Raw genomic sequence first — 19047 nt, 5'->3', positions numbered from 1 at the left:
AACTTGGGCGGATGTACATCACGCATTTTATCGCAAAGCCAAAGAAAAGGAGGGCGGCGCTTCGCGCCGCCCTCCTTTTCTGCTTGTAAATGATGTCATGTGAAATCCTGCGATGGCGGCGGTCTAGGGCTGGCACGGGGGCACAACAGCCCCTACAAGATCTAAAATTTACAGGTAGGGGCAATCCCCCCGTGGTTGCCCCGCTATGCTAGCCGCAAGAGATTGATCATCTGAGTTCCATGTAAAATCAGTTTATAAATTAAGATAAAAGTCTTTTACTAAAGCAATGTAATCTTGCGTGTACAGGTGTTTTCTCTCTTCGATGGTGAGCATCGTTGTTTGGGTGGGATATTGAGTGGGGCTTAATTCTAGTAATATCCGTTTGACTGGACTTTGCGGAGTTGGTTTGACATGAACTTGGCGATCGCAGAATAAATTAAAACTTTGAGCTTTAGTGAGAAAATTATTAGCTAAATTGGTGGGATAAATAACTGCTAAATGTCCATTTGGTTTTAACAATTGCGATGCGATTTGGAGAAGATCTGTTTGGGAAAGGCTGTCACTATGTCTAGCTAAGTTTCGGGAATTTTGTGAAGGTTTAAAGGCGTTCTCAAAAAATGGCGGATTAGAAATAATCAAGTCGTATTGCTGAGAACAGGCGATCACCCAGTCTTGAACACTGGCATGATCGATATTAATGCGATCGCGCCAAGGCGAACTCTCGATATTCTCTTTAGCTTGTTGATAAGCATCATGATCAATTTCCACTGCATCAATAAATGTATTGGAAAATGTATTTGATAATTGCGAGCGCTGAGCCAACATTAGGGCTAGCAATCCTGTCCCTGTGCCAATATCCAGAATTTGAGCATTTTCAGGTAGCTTTGCCCATGCACCCAACAAAATGCCATCTGTTCCTACTTTCATCGCACATTTGTCTTGAGCGATCGCAAATTGTTTAAAGTAAAAACAGGAATTTCGCATTTCTTCATTGCTAACCGCTATGATCTTGCCATACAGCAATTACCATTCAAACGAACCACAATATATGTTTTGAAAGTATTGCAAAGCAATACTTTCAAAACATATAGCAATCCTAAATGAGTTGCGGAAGGACACCCCGATGGGGTGTCCTTCCGCAAGCCCCAAAAATCCACAAATGAGATAGGACTGCTATATATTGGTTTGGGTTTGAGCGCAAAGCGCTGTAATTTATACTAATTCAACGAAAGTGTAACCACACTCACACTATGGATGCAGCACTTACTTCTCAAGATATTTTGCGCCGCTATGCACAGGGCGATCGCGACTTTAGTGGGCTTAATCTGAATGGCATCAAACTTAGCGGTGCAAATCTGAGTCGTACCGATTGGCTAGATGTTAACTTATCTAAAGCCTATCTCAATAGTACCGTCTTCACCTTTGCTTGCCTGACTCGTGCGAATATGCGCGGAGCCTTGATGGTGGGAGCAAATCTCTGTGGTGCAAATCTTAATCAAGCAAGCATGAGTAATGTCAATCTATCCAATGCGGATTTGCATGGAGCTAGTTTGCAAGGAACGACGCTATTTGGAGCCAATCTTAGTCTTGCTAATTTAATGGATGCAAACTTAATTGATGCGGATATGCGAACCGTGAACTTGAGTGGGGCGAACCTTGTCGGTGCTTGTATGAAAGGTGCAAATCTCAGACAAGAAAGAGCGATCGGCGATCAACATGAAATTGATACTGGTAAAAAGAAGCGCAGCACTGCGAATCTAACGGGGGCAAATCTATCGGGTGCGGATTTGCGCGGTGCAAATTTATCTGGGGCGGATTTACACAAAGCGGATTTAAGGGGAGCAAATCTCCAAGAAGCAACTCTCAGTGGGGCTAATCTGATTGAAGCGAAGTTAAATAATGCCAATATGCAGGGTGTCTTTCTCTCGGAGGCTAACCTTAGTTGTGCTACGCTTTCAGGCGCGATTTTAAATAATGCCAAACTGGAACGCGCCATCTTAATTGATGCAGACTTCAATGGAGTTTCATTGCGAAATGCGGTTATGGCAGATATTAAGGCAAGTCGCGTACAGATGAAAGGAACTGATCTCACGGATGTTAAATTGACTCGAGCTGATCTCAGCCGTGCTAATCTCCATGGAGCAATTATGGTTCGCGCTAATCTTATTGAAGCTTATCTGGCGCGGACAAATCTCGCTAATGCTGATCTGACCGACGCGATTCTCAATCGTGCTGAATTAAGTAGCGCTAATCTTGTCGGTGCGATTCTTAAAGGTGCGACACTTCCTGATGGCAAAGTCCATAAATAAATTGACTTACGCAAAACCAAAACTGCCCTCTTCTCTACTGGGATTTGCCGTTAAATACCTCTCTGTCTGCATTTGAGGGTTTAGATCCCCCCCAGCCCCCCTTAAAAAGGGGGGAGAATTTTCTTCTTCCCCCTTTTTAAGGGGGATTGAGGGGGATCATTAGTAACTCACGCTATAGCTGATAACTTGTGTATACGCGGTAGCCTACTGGAAGAGGGGCTAGGGGTGAGAGTTTTACGGATTTATGCGTAAAACTCTAAATAAATCTAAACGGTAAGATTAGATGGGCAAAGCCCATCCTAAATATAATTGTTGTAAAACTTGAGGATAAGGTCATGACTTCTCGGTTCTATGCGCTGACACTTGTATTGGCAACTGGACTTGGTGGAATCTTACTACCGCCTGATCAGTCCTTTGTGAACGCCCAAACACAAACAACTCAAACTCGCAAAGCAGAAGCGGATCAGCTGTTGGATTTGGGAACTCAGCAATATAAACTCAGCCAGTTTGAAACCGCATTGCAGTCATGGCAACAAGCCCTAGTTATCTATCAAGAAATCAAAGATCGTCAGAAAGAGGGAATATTGCATGGAAATCTAGGCAAAACATACGAATCGTTGGGACGTTATGAACAAGCGATCGCTTCTCATCGCCAGAGTTTAGCGATCGCACAGGAGCTAGGCGATCGCCGTAGCGAAGGAGAGTCTCTAATCAATCTCGGCGTTGTCTACCGCGCTCTGGGGAACTATTCTCAAGCGATCGCCCACCATGAGCAAAGCTTAGTGATTACCCGTGAGACTGGCAATCGCCGTGGCGAAGGATCAGCCTTGGGTAATTTGGGAATGAATTACTATGCTCAGGGTGACTATGTGAAAGCGATCGCATTTCACGAGCAGCGTCTAGTTATTGCCCGCGAAATCAAAGATCGTCAAGGGGAAGGCAATGCCATGGGTAATCTCGGTAATGCCTATCGCGCTCAGGGTAACTTTGCTAAAGCCATTGAGTATCAGGAAAAGCGTTTAGCAATTACCCGTGAGATCAAAGAAATACGCGGAGAAGGACAGGCTCTCGGCTTTTTAGGACTGGTTTATCGCTCACTTGGGGACTATCCCAAATCGATTAGCTATTACAAGCAGAGCTTAGCGATCGCTACTAAAATCAATGATCGACTGAGCAGAGCCAAGTCTCTCGGTTACTTAGGCAATGCCTACTACGATCAGGGTAACTATCAGGAGGCAATTAAATATCACCAGTCGAGTTTGGAAGCGGCGCGAGAAATTAACGATCGCCGTGGTGAAGGGAAATCACTAGGATATTTAGGGAATGCTTACGAAGCGCAGGGTAATTATGATGAAGCGATCAAATACTATGAGTCAAGTTTAAAAATTGCCCGTGAAGTCAATGATCGCCGTGGGGAAGGGAAAACATTGGGTTCTATGGGAAGTGCCTATTATGCCCTTGGTAACTATGCGAAAGCAATTGACTATCATAACGCAGGATTAGAAATCGCCCGTAAGATCAAAAACCGTGATGGCGAAAGAATGGCTCTAAATCAGATCGGCTTGACTCTTGAAAAACAAAAACAAACGGATTTATCCATTGTTTTCTACAAGCAATCAGTCAACATCAGTGAATCGATCCGTAAAGATATTCGTAAACTTGATCGAGATTTACAAAATTCCTATTTAAGTAATGTGGAAGGTTCTTACCGCCGCCTTGCCGACCTATTACTCCAACAAGGTCGAGTCATGGAAGCCTTGCAAATTCTTGATCTCCTCAAGGTGCAGGAACTAGAAGACTATCTTAAAAACATTAAAGGAAGCGATCGCACTGCTCAAGGGGTAAGGATTTTAGAACCAGAGAAAGCGATTAGCGATAAGCTGTTAGCGGTTAGCTTTGAAAATAGTCCTGCAATTAACGACCTACTTGCTAAGCAGATCCAACAGCTTCCCAAATCAGAAATCAACAAGGTCCCCGACTATCTCCAACAAATCCCACAGGGAACTGTACTACTTTATCCTCTGATTTTAAGCGATCGCCTTGAAATCATCCTCTTCTCACCGAATACACTCCCCATCAGCCGTACTGTGAAAATATCCAAGGATAACCTAGAAGCTTTAATTTCTAACTTTAGGGAAGGGGTTCGAGATGTTAGTTCCGATGATGTCAAAGATCCTGCTACCGAAATCTATAATCTGCTGATTAAACCAATCGAAACTGAACTTGCTCAAGCCAAAGCTCAAACTATCCTCTATGCTCCTGATGGTCAACTACGCTATGTTCCCCTCGCGGCTCTCTACAATGGCAAGCAATGGCTAGTGGAGAAATATCGAATTAGCAATCTCATCGCCTACAGCCTCTCTGACTTTTCTCCCCAACCCAAAACTAAACCCAGTATCTTAGCAGGAGCATTTGGCGGGAGAGAGGGAGAGCAGAAGTTTGGACAAGTTGCTTTACCTGCAACACTTACTGAGGTCAAAACGATCGCTAATAAATTCCAAAACTCTGTTGCTTTAACTGAAAATGACTTTAGTCGCCAAGCGATCGAATCGAAACTAAAAAATCATAATATTATTCATCTTGCTACCCATGCTGAATTCAATACGGGTGCACCAGATAACTCCTTTATTATTTTTGGTAATGGCGATAAAATTCGTCTTCATGAAATCACGGATTGGCAAATTCCCAATGTGGATTTGATCATCTTAAGTGCTTGTCAGACAGGATTAGGTGCTTTTGGTAGTGGTGTAGAAATTCTAGGATTTGGCTATCAGGTGCAAAAGGCAGGGGCAAAAAATGCGATCGCTTCTCTGTGGTCGGTTAATGATGTGGGGACAGGTTCGCTGATGACTACTTTTTATGCGGAAATGCGAAAAGAGAATGTTGCCATTTCTGAGTCATTAAGGCGATCGCAAATTGCTTTAATCAATTCCCAAGAATATAATCATCCTTATTTCTGGTCAGCATTTTTTGCGATCGGTAATGGTTTGTAGACATATATTGTTATTACTTAATAGGTATATTTAAAATAATTGTTAAGCGATCGCTATGACCATTCTTTCTAAGTACGAAGAATTAACGCAAATCTATGACGGTGCAAGCTCTCAAGTTTATAGCGCTCGATATATAGAAAGTGGTCAAGCAGTAATCCTCAAAGTTTTAAAAGCCGCATATCCAACACCAGAAGAAATTCGCCGTTATCGACAGGAATATAACCTTGCCCATCAACTGCAACTATCCAAGGTGATCAAAGCCTTACAACTAGAAGAATGGCAGAGAACCCTAGTAATTGTTTTTGAGGACTTTGGGGGGACTTCTCTCTCTCAACTATTACAGAAATATCCGCAGGGTTTACCACTGGATCTATTTTTTACGCTAGCTTTTAAATTAGCTAATGCCCTAGGTCAACTCCATAGCCAATCCATCATCCATAAAGATATTAATCCCGCCAATATCGCTTTTAATCTGGAAACCAAAGTACTCAAACTGATAGATCTGGGTATCTCTACCCAACTCAGTCGAGAAAACCCCGTACTGCAATCTCCAAATACTCTCGAAGGAACATTACCCTATCTTTCTCCTGAACAAACTGGGCGGATGAACCGATCACTAGACTATCGCACTGATTTTTATTCATTAGGTATAACTTTCTACGAATTACTATCAGGAAGATTGCCATTTCAAAGCTCCGATGCGATGGAGTTAATCTATTGCCATATTGCCAAACAGCCAGATTCTTTATTAGAGATAAAAAAAGGACAGATTCCTCTAGTGCTAGTGGAGATAGTCAATAAACTGATGGCAAAAAACGCCGAAGACCGCTACCAAAGTGCATGGGGATTAAAGGCGGATTTAGAGGAATGTTGGGTGCAATGGGAGAGAACAGGTGCGATCGCTAGATTTCCATTAGGGAGGCTCGATATCCCCGATCAATTTCAAATTCCGCAAAAACTCTATGGACGCGATCAGGAAATCAATCAACTTCTGTCATCATTTGAACGGGTTGCGACTCCAGCATTAGAAGTGGATGAGAATAGTCATAATGCCGAATTGATCTTAGTTACAGGTTATTCTGGTATTGGCAAATCCGCAGTTGTACGATCGCTATATCAACCGATTACCGCGAAACGCGGCTATTTTATTACGGGCAAGTTCGATCAGTTTCAACGTAATATTCCTTACTCAGCTTTAGTTTATGCTTTAGCGGAGCTAGTCAAGCAAGTACTAGGGGAATCGGAGGCAGTACTGCAACAATATCGCGATCGCTTAGTAGTCGCCTTGGGTAGCAACGGCAAAGTGATCACAGAGATCATTCCTGATCTGGAATTGATCATGGGCGCTCAGCCTCCCGTACCGATGTTAGGCGCGGCTGAAACTAAAAACCGATTTCATCTAGTATTTCAACAATTTATCCAAGTGTTTTGTAGCCCCGAACATCCTTTGGTGCTATTTCTCGACGATATGCAATGGGCGGAGCTTGCGACCCTAGAATTATTAGAAAAGCTGTTAGGCGATCGCCACATTCAAAATCTATTAGTAATTGCCGCCTATCGTGATCATGAAGTGTCAGCAGGTCATCCCCTGACTTTAATAATTAATCAACTACAGGATAAAGGAGTCAATGTAGAAAGGATTACGCTAGCACCATTGGCAATTGAGCAAATCGAACAATTGATTGCCGAGACATTGCATCAACCGACTCTCAATGTCAAAGGGTTAGCCGAATTAGTCATCCGCAAAACTGAAGGCAATCCTTTTTTTATTAATCAGTTTCTCAAAACTCTCTACAGTGAGAACTTACTGAGTTTTAATTATAGTTTTAGGGAATGGGTTTGGGAATTAGACAAAATTGAGCAAATGGGTTTCACCGATAATGTGGTGGAATTAATGGTCGGGCAATTGCAGAAACTACCCAAGTCTGTGCAGAAAGTCCTATCAATTGCTGCTTATTTAGGTACAGAGTTTGATCTCAGCACCCTATCACTAGTCCAAAATCGCCTTGCACAGGATATCTTTGAGGATCTCAAACTTGCCATCAAACAGGGATTTGTGATTGCGCGATCGCCCTTTGATGACAATATCCTCATTCAAGATTATCAATTCGGACATGATCGGATTCAGCAAGCTGCCTATGCCCTCATCCCAGAACAGGAATGCAACCCCACCCACTATCACATTGGGCAGTTATTGCTACAACATTGGTCAGAGGCAACCCAATCCGAACAGATTTTTACGCTAGTTAAACATCTCAATGATGGTATTGCCTTAATCACTAATCAACCTGAACGCGATCGCTTAGCCCAACTCAATCTCTTAGCCAGTCGCAAAGCCAAGTTAGCAACCGCCTATCAATCCGCCCATGAATATGCTGAAATCGGACTAGGCTTGCTGGATAGTTCATCTTGGCAAGAGCATTATGCGATGACTTTACAGCTACATGAGCTTGCCGCTGAAGCTGCCTCCTTCTGTAACCAATTTGAGCGCATGGATTTGCATGTAAATACAATCGTTCGTCATGCTAAAAGCATCATTGAGCAAGTACCTGCCTACACTATCAAAATTCAATCTTTAACTTTTCAGAATCAATTTGCTGAAGCGATCGCCATTTCCCAATCAATTCTCCAAAAACTAGGAGTGCAAATCCCAGAAGTGATTACTTCCGAATTAAGGCTACAGGCGATTCAACAGATCAAAGATTTAATCGGTAATCGCGTAATTGCTGATTTGGGTGATTTGCCTACGATGCGAGAACCTGAAGCTCTGGCAATAACTCAGATTGCGGCGATGATGATTCCCGCCTGCCATATTCTCAGCGCACCGATCTATCCCTTGGTGATGACCTTACAGGTGGGTTTATCGATCCAATATGGCAATAGTCATAGCTCCGCTTTTAGCTATGCCGCCTATGGAGTTTTCCTGATTATCAGTTTGCAAGATGTTGATGCTGCGGTAAAGTTTAGCCGCCTTGCCTATCATCTAGCTTCTAAACCCGAAGCCAAGGATATTCGTTCGGAAACCTTTGTCCCAGTAGGGCTATTTTTGCACCATCGCCAGTTCCATCTTCACGAAACCTTGCCTATCCTTCAGGAAGGCTATCAAACTGGATTAGAAACAGGAAAATTTGAACATACAGGCTATTGTGGCTATGGATATTGTATTAATGCTTTCTGGAGTGGACTCCCTTTTAGAGAGATAGAAACGACAGTTAATACCTATGGGCAACAGTTACATCATCTTAAGCAGATTACTAATACGAACTATTGCGAAATCATTAAGGCTGCCATAGCGGCTTTACTAGGTAATCCCAATAAGGTGGAAGAGCATTTTGCTCAAATTACCCAAACAGAAAAACTAATTGCCGAATCTCTCGCCGCAAACAGTTGGTTACGATTATTTCTCTTCTATTTACATCGTGCTTTCCTACGATTTTTAATGGAAGAACTAATTGATGCAAATAACGATATTACTCAAGCCAGATCCTACGTTACCTCGATTGTGGGGATTATTTGCAAAGCTAACTTCTATTTCTATGACTCTTTAATTTTGTTAGCGACGATCGGTAATTCTGAAGTTGGTTTAAAAAGCCAATATCAACGTATTCAAGATAATCAATCTCAGTTAAAGTTTTGGGCAGATCATGCTCCCATGAATCACTTGCACAAGTGGCAATTAGTCGAAGCAGAAATCTGTCGCGTACTAGAGCAGAAAGAACAGGCGATGGAACTTTACGATCTGGCGATCGCAGGAGCAAGACAAAATCAATACCTGCAAGAGGAAGCTTTAGCCAACGAGCTTGCGGCTAATTTCTATCGGAACTGGGACAAGTTAACGATCGCGCGAATCTACATGATGGAGGCACGTCATGCCTATTTGCGTTGGGGGGCGATCGCTAAAGTCAAACTGCTGGACAGCCAATATCCGCAGATATTACATATGCCCGTGAGCAATTCCTCCTCACGCTTCCCGCATACGACCTTGAATACTTTGAATACACAGGGCGGTAGAAATTCTGGAGCCGATCTCGATCTAGCTACGGTGATGAAAGCCTCGCGAGCGATCGCTAGTGAAATTGTCCTCAAAGACCTTGTGCAAACTTTAATGCGAATTCTCCTAAAAAATGCAGGAGCGCAAACGGGTTGCTTGCTACTGCCTATAGAACCCCCTGTAGAACGATCTGAGAACTTAGCGATCGCCATTTATATTAGTGGCGAGCAAGCAAACATTTTTCCAAAGCAAGCGCTGAATCAGGTCTTACCCGAGTCGGTTTTATATTATGTGACCCGCAGTCAAGAAAGTGTAGTCCTTGACTATGCAACCCATATTGGTGACTTCACTCAAGATCCTTATATCCAATCGGTGCAGCCCATGTCGATTATCTGCTATCCCCTTATCAATCAGGGGAATTTAGTGGGCGTAGTTTACATGGAGAATCAAGTGACGATTGCTGCCTTCAAGAGTAACCACATTGAGTTTTTGCAATTAATCAGTGGTCAGGCAGCGATCGCGATTACCAACGCTCAACTCTACGCAGAGAAGGTGCAGTATACCTATACCCTAGAGCAGAAGGTCGAGGAACGTACCGCCGAACTGCAATGTGCCAATGAGGAGCTATATCGATTAGCCACATTAGATGGACTCACGCAAGTAGCTAATCGTCGTTACTTCGATCAACAGTTAGATCAAGAATGGCATCGCCTCAAACGCGAACAAATGCCCCTCTCACTGATTTTATTTGATGTGGATTATTTCAAACGTTATAACGATTGCTATGGACATCAGGCGGGAGATGCTTGTCTAATTCAAGTTGCTCAAGCCGCCAAGGAAGGGAGTAGTCGGTCTGCTGATCTCGTGGCGCGTTACGGTGGTGAAGAGTTTGTGATTATTTTGCCTAATACTGATCGCAAGGGGGCGATCGCGATCGCCGAACGCATTCAAAAATCCCTACGTGCTAGAGCCATTCCCCACGAGCGTTCAGAGGTACGTGACATTGTTTCGATCAGTTTAGGGATTACCTCCGTCATTCCCTCATCGGATCGATCGCCTGAGATGCTCATCTCCACTGCTGATGAAGCTTTGTACGCAGCTAAACAACAGGGACGCGATCGCTATGTTTTCAATTCCCCAACTTGGGTTGATTTCGATATCGCTATTTGAGTCATGCTTCGCATGACTCAAATGGCGATATCGAAATCACGTTTGCAAAGATGATTAAAGTTATACCAAAACTCAAAATGGCTACGCCATTTTGAGTTTTGAAAACCCTTACTGGGTTTGGTTTTTAATTCACGAAAGTGTTGTCACACTTTCGTGAATTGGTATTAAGAGTTGCTTAGCGACTTGCTAGAGATATTGAGTAGCTGTCGCTGTTATAGTGTGAGGTGGCGCGAAGCGCCACCTCAAATTGTTTTTTGGTAATTGCTCAACCTATAGAAAACAATGATTTGAGAGGATTCAAAGCGATAAGAATGGACTCAAAAGCAGAAAAGCCTTGTCTTTTTCCAGTATTGACAATGGAACGAACAGCCGCAAATAAGTCACGCCCCCAATCGGAGCGAAAACCATTCGTAACTTTTCTAAAAATGACACTCCAACGTAAAGCCTGTTCGCTAGAGTTATTAGTTGGCGGGATGGTGTGGTCATCCAAAAACAGAAATAAGTTTTCTCGTAATTCTAGATATCGCTTTTTTAGTCTGAGTCCATCTTCCTGAGTAGTTAACAGAGCTAAAATATTGTCGAGGTCTCGATACAATCGACATCGATATTGATAACGGGTAGAGTCAGCTAAATCCGACCATCGCCTTCGCAGCACCAAAGCTCGTAGCAGCAGCTTTTTCATCCTGCCAGAGAAAATCTGGTCTCCTGCATCAATTCCATACTGACAATCTCTGAGTTGATGGGCAAGACAAACTTGCCATTCTGTCGCTGGATTGGTCTTTTGGGCGCTAAACAAATCTGATACCCACACCTCTGGTTGATGCTCTGCCATCACTTCGGCGATGACATCTGCGCCTCTAGACGGTCGGATGATATGAAAACATACTTGTTCGTTCTGAAATACCCATTCCCATTGATTTTTACCGTTTACCCTTGCTCTGGTTTCGTCACTGCATACTAGACGAGATGTTTTTAGGGCTTGGAGTATTCCTGTCACCTCCGACTCTAGTTGTCCTTTCACCCTTGTTAAGAGATTGGCGATACCTCCTTCTGATATCTCTAAGCCAAATACTTCACTCAGCATTTGCTGCATTCTTCCATAGCTTATACCGTGACTGTATCTCATCGTTGTCACTAGGGCAGCTATTCTTTCTCCAAAGGGACTTCCTACTTCAAGTCCTACGGGTAATGCTGCGATTTGTTCCTGTCCACAATGCTCACACTTGCATCCATACCTTTCGATTCTGGTAACGATGGGCTTGATTGGTGGTATATCGATCTTGTCGTATCGTTCCAGTAATACCTGCATTGATTCAGCGATCTCTTTCCCACACTCTGCACAACTTTTTACAGTTGCTTTGAGCGTTTGGTCTGGATTTTCACTCAGTTGACGACCTCCTCCATCTCTTCCTATACTTCCTGCTCGTTTGCCTTCTGTTTCTTCTGGATTATTGATTTCCGCTTTAAATCCTTTGGCTGGTGGCAAACTTGAGTTCTTTGAAGTCTTCTTTGGTTTCTTTTCTAACTGTTTCTGTAGTTTTTGTAGTTCTTCCCATAACTTAACTATCAAGGCTTCTTTTGCCTCGTCTGTTAAGTCTTTTAGGTTGGATAGTTCCTTCATTGCTTTGATTTATCAGTTTTTGACTTTTTGTCAATTTTCCTACGTTGAGCAATTACAAAATTAGCTTAGGATTGATTGAACTATAGAATTAGTTAGCGATCGCCCATAACAAGCTTGCTACAATAGGCAAAACTCACAATCTTCAATCTAATGCAACCCAGAATAATATGCTTGCCATATCTCAAGAACCATCCAGAATGTCCATAAAAGAATATCTTGAATGGGAACCCCAACAAGATCTCCGCCATGAATATATCAACGGAGAAGTATTTGCCATGACAGGCGGCACACTCGCCCATAACGACATCACCCTCAACCTCTACAGAACCCTATATCCCCAAGTGCGATCGCGTGGCTGTCGCATCAACGTCGCCGATGTCAAAGTGCAAGTTACGACCAATAGCCCCTATTACTATCCCGATGTCGTCGTCAGTTGCGATTCTCAAGATATCAACGCCCGTAAATTCATCCAAAGTCCTACCATAATTGCCGAAGTTCTATCTCTTGGAACCAGTGCCAGAGATCGCGGCGAGAAATTTACCAATTACCTCACTATCCCCAGCTTACAAGAATATATACTCATCAATTCCGACAAAATATCAGTAGAACGCTACGCACGGGTTGAAGGCAGAATGTGGCTGTATTATCCCTATATTGCTGGCGATACGATTACCCTATCAAGTCTTGAATTTGAGTTTGCGATCGAGCTTCTCTATGAAGGGATTGTATTTTAACTAGAATAGAGAACCCTTAGTCCCAATCCATGACCTTCACAGCAGTCCTTGATAATATAGCCCAATCAACCATCGCCACAAAAATAGTCGAGAAACTCAAAACAGCCAAAAGTATATCCCTATCAGGACTATCACGCTTAGGCTAAGGACTGATTAGCATTCACTGTCAACAACAAGCTAAACCATTACACCACAGCATAACCTAGCGATCGCCTGTCTTAATCACGAAATAAAAAGGCGATCGCCTATAAAAAGATTGCTGTAATAAATACAACTCATCATCTTCAAATGAGAACCAATATCAATCATTTTTGATTTTGAGAAGTTAAGCTTGTAGCTCCTCTAATTTCTTTAAGGCTCTACCACTATTGATGATTTCTTGGGCATGAACGATCGCCTCGTTAATTTCATCATGTAGCCCATAGAGCCAGAGATAGAATCCACAGTTCCATAATACGGAATTAAGATATTCGGAAGGTTCGGCTTTGAGAGCAGAAACGATTTTTGTAGCCATTTCTGAAGCATTAGCGATCGCAGGATCTTCAGAGCTAAATCCATAGTTTCGCGCAGATAGAGTCAGCCGCTCAAAGAGATCCCCGTGATTAATGCCGATAATCGCTGTACGCGATCGCGGTAAGTCCACACTTCCCTCCCAACCCTTGACCGTTGCAAATTCGGTAAGCCCATGCTGAGCAAAAGCTTCACGAATATTCGTTTCAGTAGGCGGATGGACAAAACCTGAAACAATAAATTGCTTGCCTTGATAGGGAGACCACATTAACTCAAGGGTTGCAAAAGGAGGGCGTTTGCCAATTTGATCACGATAGGGAACTAGCCCTTGGGCAAGAGGAAAATGTTTGGGCAAGTAGACAAACCCAAAATTTTTGGTTTCTAAATTGGATTGCACCTGCTCAATAGTCAGATCTTGCCAATTTAGCCCCAAAGCTTGCCAAATTTCGATAAAAGGTAAACCTTCTTTGGTCGGCATCCGATCGCCACCATGCATCAAAATCGGAATCCCTGCGGCTGCCAAAACGATCGCCGTTACAGGACTAACTGGTGCTGTCTTTGATCTGCCGTCATAGGGTGATCCCAGTACTAAAACTTGTTTATGGGATGCGATCGGTGCAAGTTTTGCCCCCATCTGTTTATAGGCATCGAGCATCCCTGCTAGTTCCTCACTAGTTGGACGTTTAATGCGATGGGCGATCATAAATGCACCGATCTGAGCAGGTGTAGCAATCCCCTGCAACATCATGATCGTAGCCGCCTCAGCCTCTTGGCGCGTTAAGCTTTTGCTGGTATGTGTACCGCTACCAACTTTACGCAAAAATTCGCGAAATTCTTTACTCATTATTCTACGGGTGAATTTAATGCAAAAGTCAGTTAGATGTTGAATTATAGCCTAGAAAGTAGATAGTCTCTGCTTTCTGGGCTTACAGAGCACTTTTTAAAGTCACAGGCATTTCCTGCTGAATCATCTGGGCTGCAAGTTTACAAAAATATTGAATTGGCGGAATTTGAATACGATCGCTGGTAGTCACAAGGACAATTTCGCGAGTTAGACAGGGATCATGGAGCGATCGCACTACTAAGTCTGGATCGTGATTTAATTCCACTAAAAAGGTTTCTGGAAGTAAGGCTAGCAGGCTACCTTGCTTAACTACACCTCGAAAAGCTTCAAGAGAATTAAGCTCCAAAGCTGCATGTAAACGTATTCCTTGGCGATTGAACTGATCTTGGACAAGACGCTGTAGTCCATAGCCGTCTTTGAATACAGCTTGGGGGACATTATTCAAATCTTTCCATGTTAGCGATTCTTTTTTACTGAGGGGATGATTAACAGGTAGCAAAAGTTGGATTTTTTCCTCATATAGGCGTTCAACTACCATTTCCGAACTCGCGGTTAAAAATGGATTGTTCATCACGATCGCAATATCTATTAAGCCATCCTTGAGCACCTTAAGAGCGCGATCGCTTCCCAATGTCGTTACTCGCAACTGAACATTGGGATAAACCTTAGAAAATCTTTGCAATATCGGTGGTAACTGATAAGCACATGCTGAAGGAATCCCCGCTACACAAAGTTCTGTTTGCTTGCCTGCCTGCAAATCAAGCAACTCTTGTTCAGCCGTTGACCAAATCTGACAAATTTTTTTAGCATGGGGTAACAAGCGATCGCCACCCAAGGTTAGCTTCGCATTCCCCTGACGATGAAACAGCAGTATGCCAACAGTTGCTTCCAAAGACTGCACTTGTCGGCTGATAGTTGACTGACTAACTCCACATTTTTGAGCAGCCTGTTGAAAGTTTCCTGTTTCCGCAACTGCCAAAAAAGCCTGTAACTGTTCCAAACGCATGAAAAAATGATGATAGTTTTAGTTGTGTCTACCATCATTAAGCAACTTATGGGGTTTTGGAAAAGTAGCACTAGTAACAAGTATAGCTATCGCCTATTGTTATAGCTGCCATAGCAAAACCCAAGAAGAGAATGGCGGCGCGAAGCGCCGCCATTCTCTTCTTGGGTTTTATGTCCTCATACACTTGGCGACAGCTATAAGACAGCCATAGTAAAGCAGGTTCTAAAACCAAAATATGCGTTGCAGCGCAAAGTGTTGCAACGCATATTTTGGTTTTAGGTTTTAGCAAAATTTGCGCTGCTATAAATTCAGAATTTTATTTAACTAATGATTCGCCAAAAGTACGGATTGTAGGTAACGTATCGGTAAACCATCCTAGACCTAGTCCCACACCAGCAATTATGGCAAGGGCAAAGAAATTCCAGCCACGATTGTTCATAAAAGCTCGAAGTTCATTTCTGGCAACGTACATTAGAAATGCCCAAATAATGCTAATGCCAAGGGATAGCAAAAACTGCTCTTTTTTCAAAAAGACAAATATCACCGCCGCGATCGCCCAAGCTAATGAAAAGAACCAATCTATACCAAAGGCGATCGCCCCAGCGGGAATCCAGATCCGCCAATCAGCTTTATGAATAGAGAGTAACCATCCATAGGCAATATAGCCAGCTAAAACAAGAGCAAGGGATAGGAGCGGTAAGTTTCGTAGAGTACGCATATTGATCTCATCTCCAGAATAAAAGTATTAGTCACAGGTTATAGCGCAAAGCGCTACATCTACAGCAATTTGTCATCTAAAGCTTTTGAATTCAAGCCCAGTAAGGTTTTTCAAGACAGGCAACGGCTACGTCGTTTTACATTTCGGTATTGAGATTGTGTGTTGGGCGCAAAGCGCCCAACACACAATCTTACTGATGATTTAACTTTTAATCCCTTTAATTAGATACATGTCAACTTCTCCCATATTTTTTGCCAATATTTTCCCACGATGCTCTACTTCAAAAGAGTCTTTGACTAACTCAAACGTAGCTTGTGATTAGCTTGTGAGACGTTAATTTGACCAGCAACTCCTGATGATTCCATTCTTGAAGCAAGATAGACTGTATCCCCCCAAACATGATAGACAAATTTTTTTCTTACCAATAACACCGCTTAACAGCGAACCCGAATGGAGACCAAAAGGATTTATTGTGGTAAGGATGGGCGGCGCTTCGCGCCGCCCATCCTTACCTATTTAGCACTAACGCTAAAGTTGGTTAGATTGACCATAGCAAAATTCCTTATATCTAATACCAAAACACAAAATGGCATAGCCATTTTGTGTTTTCAAAACCCTTACTGGGTTTGGTTTTTAATTCACGAAAGTGTTACCACTCTTTCGTGAATTGGTATAATACCAAATCACAAAATGGCTACGCCATTTTGTGATTTGAAAACCCTTACTGGGTTTGGTTTTTAATTCCCGAAAGTGTAGCTACACTTTCGGGAATTGGTATAACTATAAGGTTCATAAAATCACAACAAAGTTTTGATAGCGCTCAAATAGGCAAAATGCTTAGCTCTGCATCATAAAAAACTAACTTCTCCTAATCCTTGACGTAGAATCTCTGGATGCAGGTCATTTGTCAAGTCGATGATTGTAGATACTTCATAGGTGTGATCAGAGCCATCATCAACGATGAAATCAACTAATTTAGAAAAGCGATCAAACAGTTCTATTTTCGGCAATTCACAAACATTACGCTGTTTTCCATTCTTAATCTGAGTACTAAAGTCTTCATCATCAAGATCGTCTTCTCTCAGATTAGCTGACGTGGAAATAATAGGATTTCCTAGCGCTTCAATAATTGTTTGGGATACTCCATGATCGGGAACTCGAATCCCTGTAGTTTTACGCTTAGGATTTAATACCAATTTTGGCACAAGCTTAGTTGCTGGCAAGATAAATGTAAAAGGCCCTGGCACAAGACTCTTCATAGTGCGATAGTTGGCATTAGAAACATTCGCATATTCAGCAATGTTAGAGAGTGACGAGCATAAAAATGTCAATGGCTTATCGTTCGACATCTGCTTGAGTTTGCGAACCTTCTCTACGGCTGACTTAGACATCAAATCGCAACCGATCGCATAGACTGTATCCGTAGGATAGAGCATGATCGCACCATCGCGCAAAGCAGCAACGATTTGGGCGATGGTGCGAGGTTGCGGATTATCTGGATGCAGTCGGTAGATCGTAGCCATAGTTAAGTCTCGCGATAGTTTTGCAGAAAAAGCGCACACAGCATTCTTTTTCTACAAATTTTTCTACAAATATTGTCTGTTAAGTAAAGGTTGTAGCACTTCAGGAATTAAGATACGTCCGTCAGGTTGCTGATAGTTTTCTAGAATTGCGGACATGGTACGCCCGACAGCTAATCCTGAGCCATTGAGAGTGTGCAGAAACTCAGTTCCCTTCTTGCCTTTACTCTTAAAGCGAATATTTGCTCGACGCGCTTGAAAATCATGGAAATTCGAGCAGCTAGAAATCTCGCGATAGGTATTAGCGGTGGGTAGCCAAACTTCGAGGTCATAGCATTTGGCGGCACTAAAGCCGATGTCACCTGTGCAGAGTTCGACAACGCGATAGGGAAGTTTCAATGCTTGCAAAATGGATTCGGCATCGCGCACTAGTTTTTCATGCTCTTCCGCCGAGTTTTCGGGGCGCACAAATTTAACTAGTTCCACTTTGTTGAACTGATGTAACCGAATCAAACCTCTAGTATCACGTCCATAGCTTCCTGCTTCACGACGGAAACAAGGAGTATAGGCACAATGATGAACTGGTAAATTCTCTTCATCAAAGATTTCATCACGATATAGATTCGTAACGGGAACTTCAGCAGTAGGAATCAACCACAGATCATCTTCGGCACATTTAAATGAGTCTTCGGCAAACTTGGGTAATTGCCCTGTACCTGTCAGGCTAGCGGTATTCACCAAAAGGGGCGGCGCAACTTCGATATAACCATTGGCAGTGTGGGTATTCAGCATGAACTGAATTAAGGCGCGTTCGAGGGCTGCTCCTGCGCCAATCAAATTCACAAACCGAGCCTGAGAGATTTTAACGGCGCGTTCAAAATTAAGAATCCCTAATTTTTCGCCAATTTCCCAATGGGGCAGAATGTCGGTGCGATCGCTTTTGTATTCATCACCCCAACGACGCACTTCGACGTTTTCGGTTTCATTTGCGCCAATGGGCGTGGTTTCACTAGGCAAATTTGGCAAAGTCATTAAAATGGCGTTGCTTTCTTCGCGCAAGGATTTTTCCTTGGGTTCTAGTTCTGCTAACAATTGTTTGATTTCTGGAGATCGCGCTTTGAGTGCTTGAATTTCCGACTCAGGCGCACCAGACTTCATTTTGAGTCCAACTTGCTTACCAATTTCGTTGCTTTCGGCTTGCAAATGCGATCGCTGAGTTTCGAGTGCACGAACTTCCTGCTCTAATTCGACTAATCTACTAATGTCGTAACCTTTGCCTCGACTGTTGAGGCGAGCTTGCACCTGTTCGGGCTGCGATCGCACGAGCTTAATGTCTAACACGGACTTTTATTTAACCTAAACGCACTCAGAGCATCATACAGCGCTTTGCGCTCAAACCCAAACCATCCAAAAATTTGAAAGCGTTGCTTCACAATGCTTTCAAATGAATAGTTATATCAATTCACAAAAGTGGGGCAACACTTTTGTGAATTAAAAACAAAACCCAATAAGGTTTCTAAAAACACAAAATGGCATAGCTATTTTGTGTTTTGGTATTAGTAATGTGGGATTCAACCACATCGCTAACAAATGTTAAAGATTGAATGATTTCTATATCTAGTGTCTGTTAT

Annotated in this window: 11 protein-coding genes and 1 pseudogene; 4 read left to right on the top strand and 8 right to left on the bottom strand. The window is 42.9% G+C overall.

What is annotated here, in order from left to right; genetic code table 11:
• Nucleotides 1-252: 252 nt before the first annotated feature.
• Nucleotides 253-984, bottom strand: a complete 732-nt coding sequence (locus tag ABM313_RS02395; RefSeq protein WP_434686103.1) for a tRNA1(Val) (adenine(37)-N6)-methyltransferase — start codon at nt 982-984, stop codon at nt 253-255.
• Between the two features lie 266 nt (nt 985-1250).
• Between ABM313_RS02395 and ABM313_RS02390 the strand changes: the two genes are divergently transcribed.
• The 3 genes from ABM313_RS02390 (at nt 1251) to ABM313_RS02380 (ending at nt 10463) form a co-directional block, all read left to right on the top strand.
• Nucleotides 1251-2309, top strand: a complete 1059-nt coding sequence (locus ABM313_RS02390; protein WP_434686102.1) for a pentapeptide repeat-containing protein — start codon at nt 1251-1253, stop codon at nt 2307-2309.
• Nucleotides 2310-2644: 335 nt separating this feature from the next.
• The gene (locus ABM313_RS02385; RefSeq protein ID WP_434686101.1) at nt 2645-5302 is read left to right on the top strand and encodes a tetratricopeptide repeat protein; all 2658 of its coding nucleotides are present in this window, start codon (nt 2645-2647) and stop codon (nt 5300-5302) included.
• A gap of 55 nt (nt 5303-5357) precedes the next feature.
• Nucleotides 5358-10463, top strand: coding sequence for a diguanylate cyclase domain-containing protein (locus ABM313_RS02380; RefSeq protein WP_434686100.1), 5106 nt, complete (start codon nt 5358-5360; stop codon nt 10461-10463).
• A 265-nt stretch (nt 10464-10728) separates the two neighbouring features.
• Here ABM313_RS02380 and tnpC read toward each other — a convergent pair whose 3' ends face one another.
• Nucleotides 10729-12084, bottom strand: a complete 1356-nt coding sequence (gene tnpC, locus ABM313_RS02375) for an IS66 family transposase (protein WP_434686099.1) — start codon at nt 12082-12084, stop codon at nt 10729-10731.
• A 167-nt stretch (nt 12085-12251) separates the two neighbouring features.
• Between tnpC and ABM313_RS02370 the strand changes: the two genes are divergently transcribed.
• The gene (locus tag ABM313_RS02370) at nt 12252-12818 is read left to right on the top strand and encodes a Uma2 family endonuclease (RefSeq protein ID WP_434686098.1); all 567 of its coding nucleotides are present in this window, start codon (nt 12252-12254) and stop codon (nt 12816-12818) included.
• A 325-nt stretch (nt 12819-13143) separates the two neighbouring features.
• On the opposite strand, the gene ABM313_RS02365 is transcribed toward ABM313_RS02370, so the two are convergent.
• From ABM313_RS02365 to serS, 6 genes and pseudogenes are all read right to left on the bottom strand, one after another.
• Entirely contained in the window at nt 13144-14172 is a 1029-nt protein-coding gene (locus ABM313_RS02365; RefSeq protein ID WP_434686096.1) for an anthranilate phosphoribosyltransferase family protein, read from the bottom strand.
• An 82-nt stretch (nt 14173-14254) separates the two neighbouring features.
• On the bottom strand, nt 14255-15178 hold the full coding sequence (locus ABM313_RS02360) for a LysR family transcriptional regulator (RefSeq protein WP_434686095.1): 924 nt from the start codon (nt 15176-15178) through the stop codon (nt 14255-14257).
• Between the two features lie 316 nt (nt 15179-15494).
• A complete protein-coding gene (locus ABM313_RS02355; RefSeq protein ID WP_434686094.1) occupies nt 15495-15896 on the bottom strand; it encodes a hypothetical protein in 402 nt (133 codons plus the stop codon).
• Between the two features lie 201 nt (nt 15897-16097).
• A pseudogene (locus ABM313_RS02350) lies at nt 16098-16355 on the bottom strand (adenylate/guanylate cyclase domain-containing protein); the annotation flags it as partial.
• Between the two features lie 389 nt (nt 16356-16744).
• The gene (locus ABM313_RS02345) at nt 16745-17419 is read right to left on the bottom strand and encodes an L-threonylcarbamoyladenylate synthase (protein WP_434686093.1); all 675 of its coding nucleotides are present in this window, start codon (nt 17417-17419) and stop codon (nt 16745-16747) included.
• 63 nt (nt 17420-17482) lie between these two features.
• Nucleotides 17483-18757 carry a serine--tRNA ligase gene (gene serS / locus ABM313_RS02340; protein ID WP_434686092.1) on the bottom strand — a complete coding sequence of 425 codons (1275 nt, stop codon included), beginning with the start codon at nt 18755-18757 and terminating at the stop codon, nt 17483-17485.
• Nucleotides 18758-19047 lie beyond the last annotated feature (290 nt).

Origin of the sequence: Pseudanabaena minima str. Chao 2107, assembly GCF_051131155.1 — a bacterium.
GTDB classification, from domain to species: Bacteria; Cyanobacteriota; Cyanobacteriia; order Pseudanabaenales; family Pseudanabaenaceae; genus Pseudanabaena; species Pseudanabaena minima.
The sequence above is the reverse complement of the archived record's forward strand: the minus strand, read 5'-3'. Positions and strand labels throughout refer to the sequence as shown.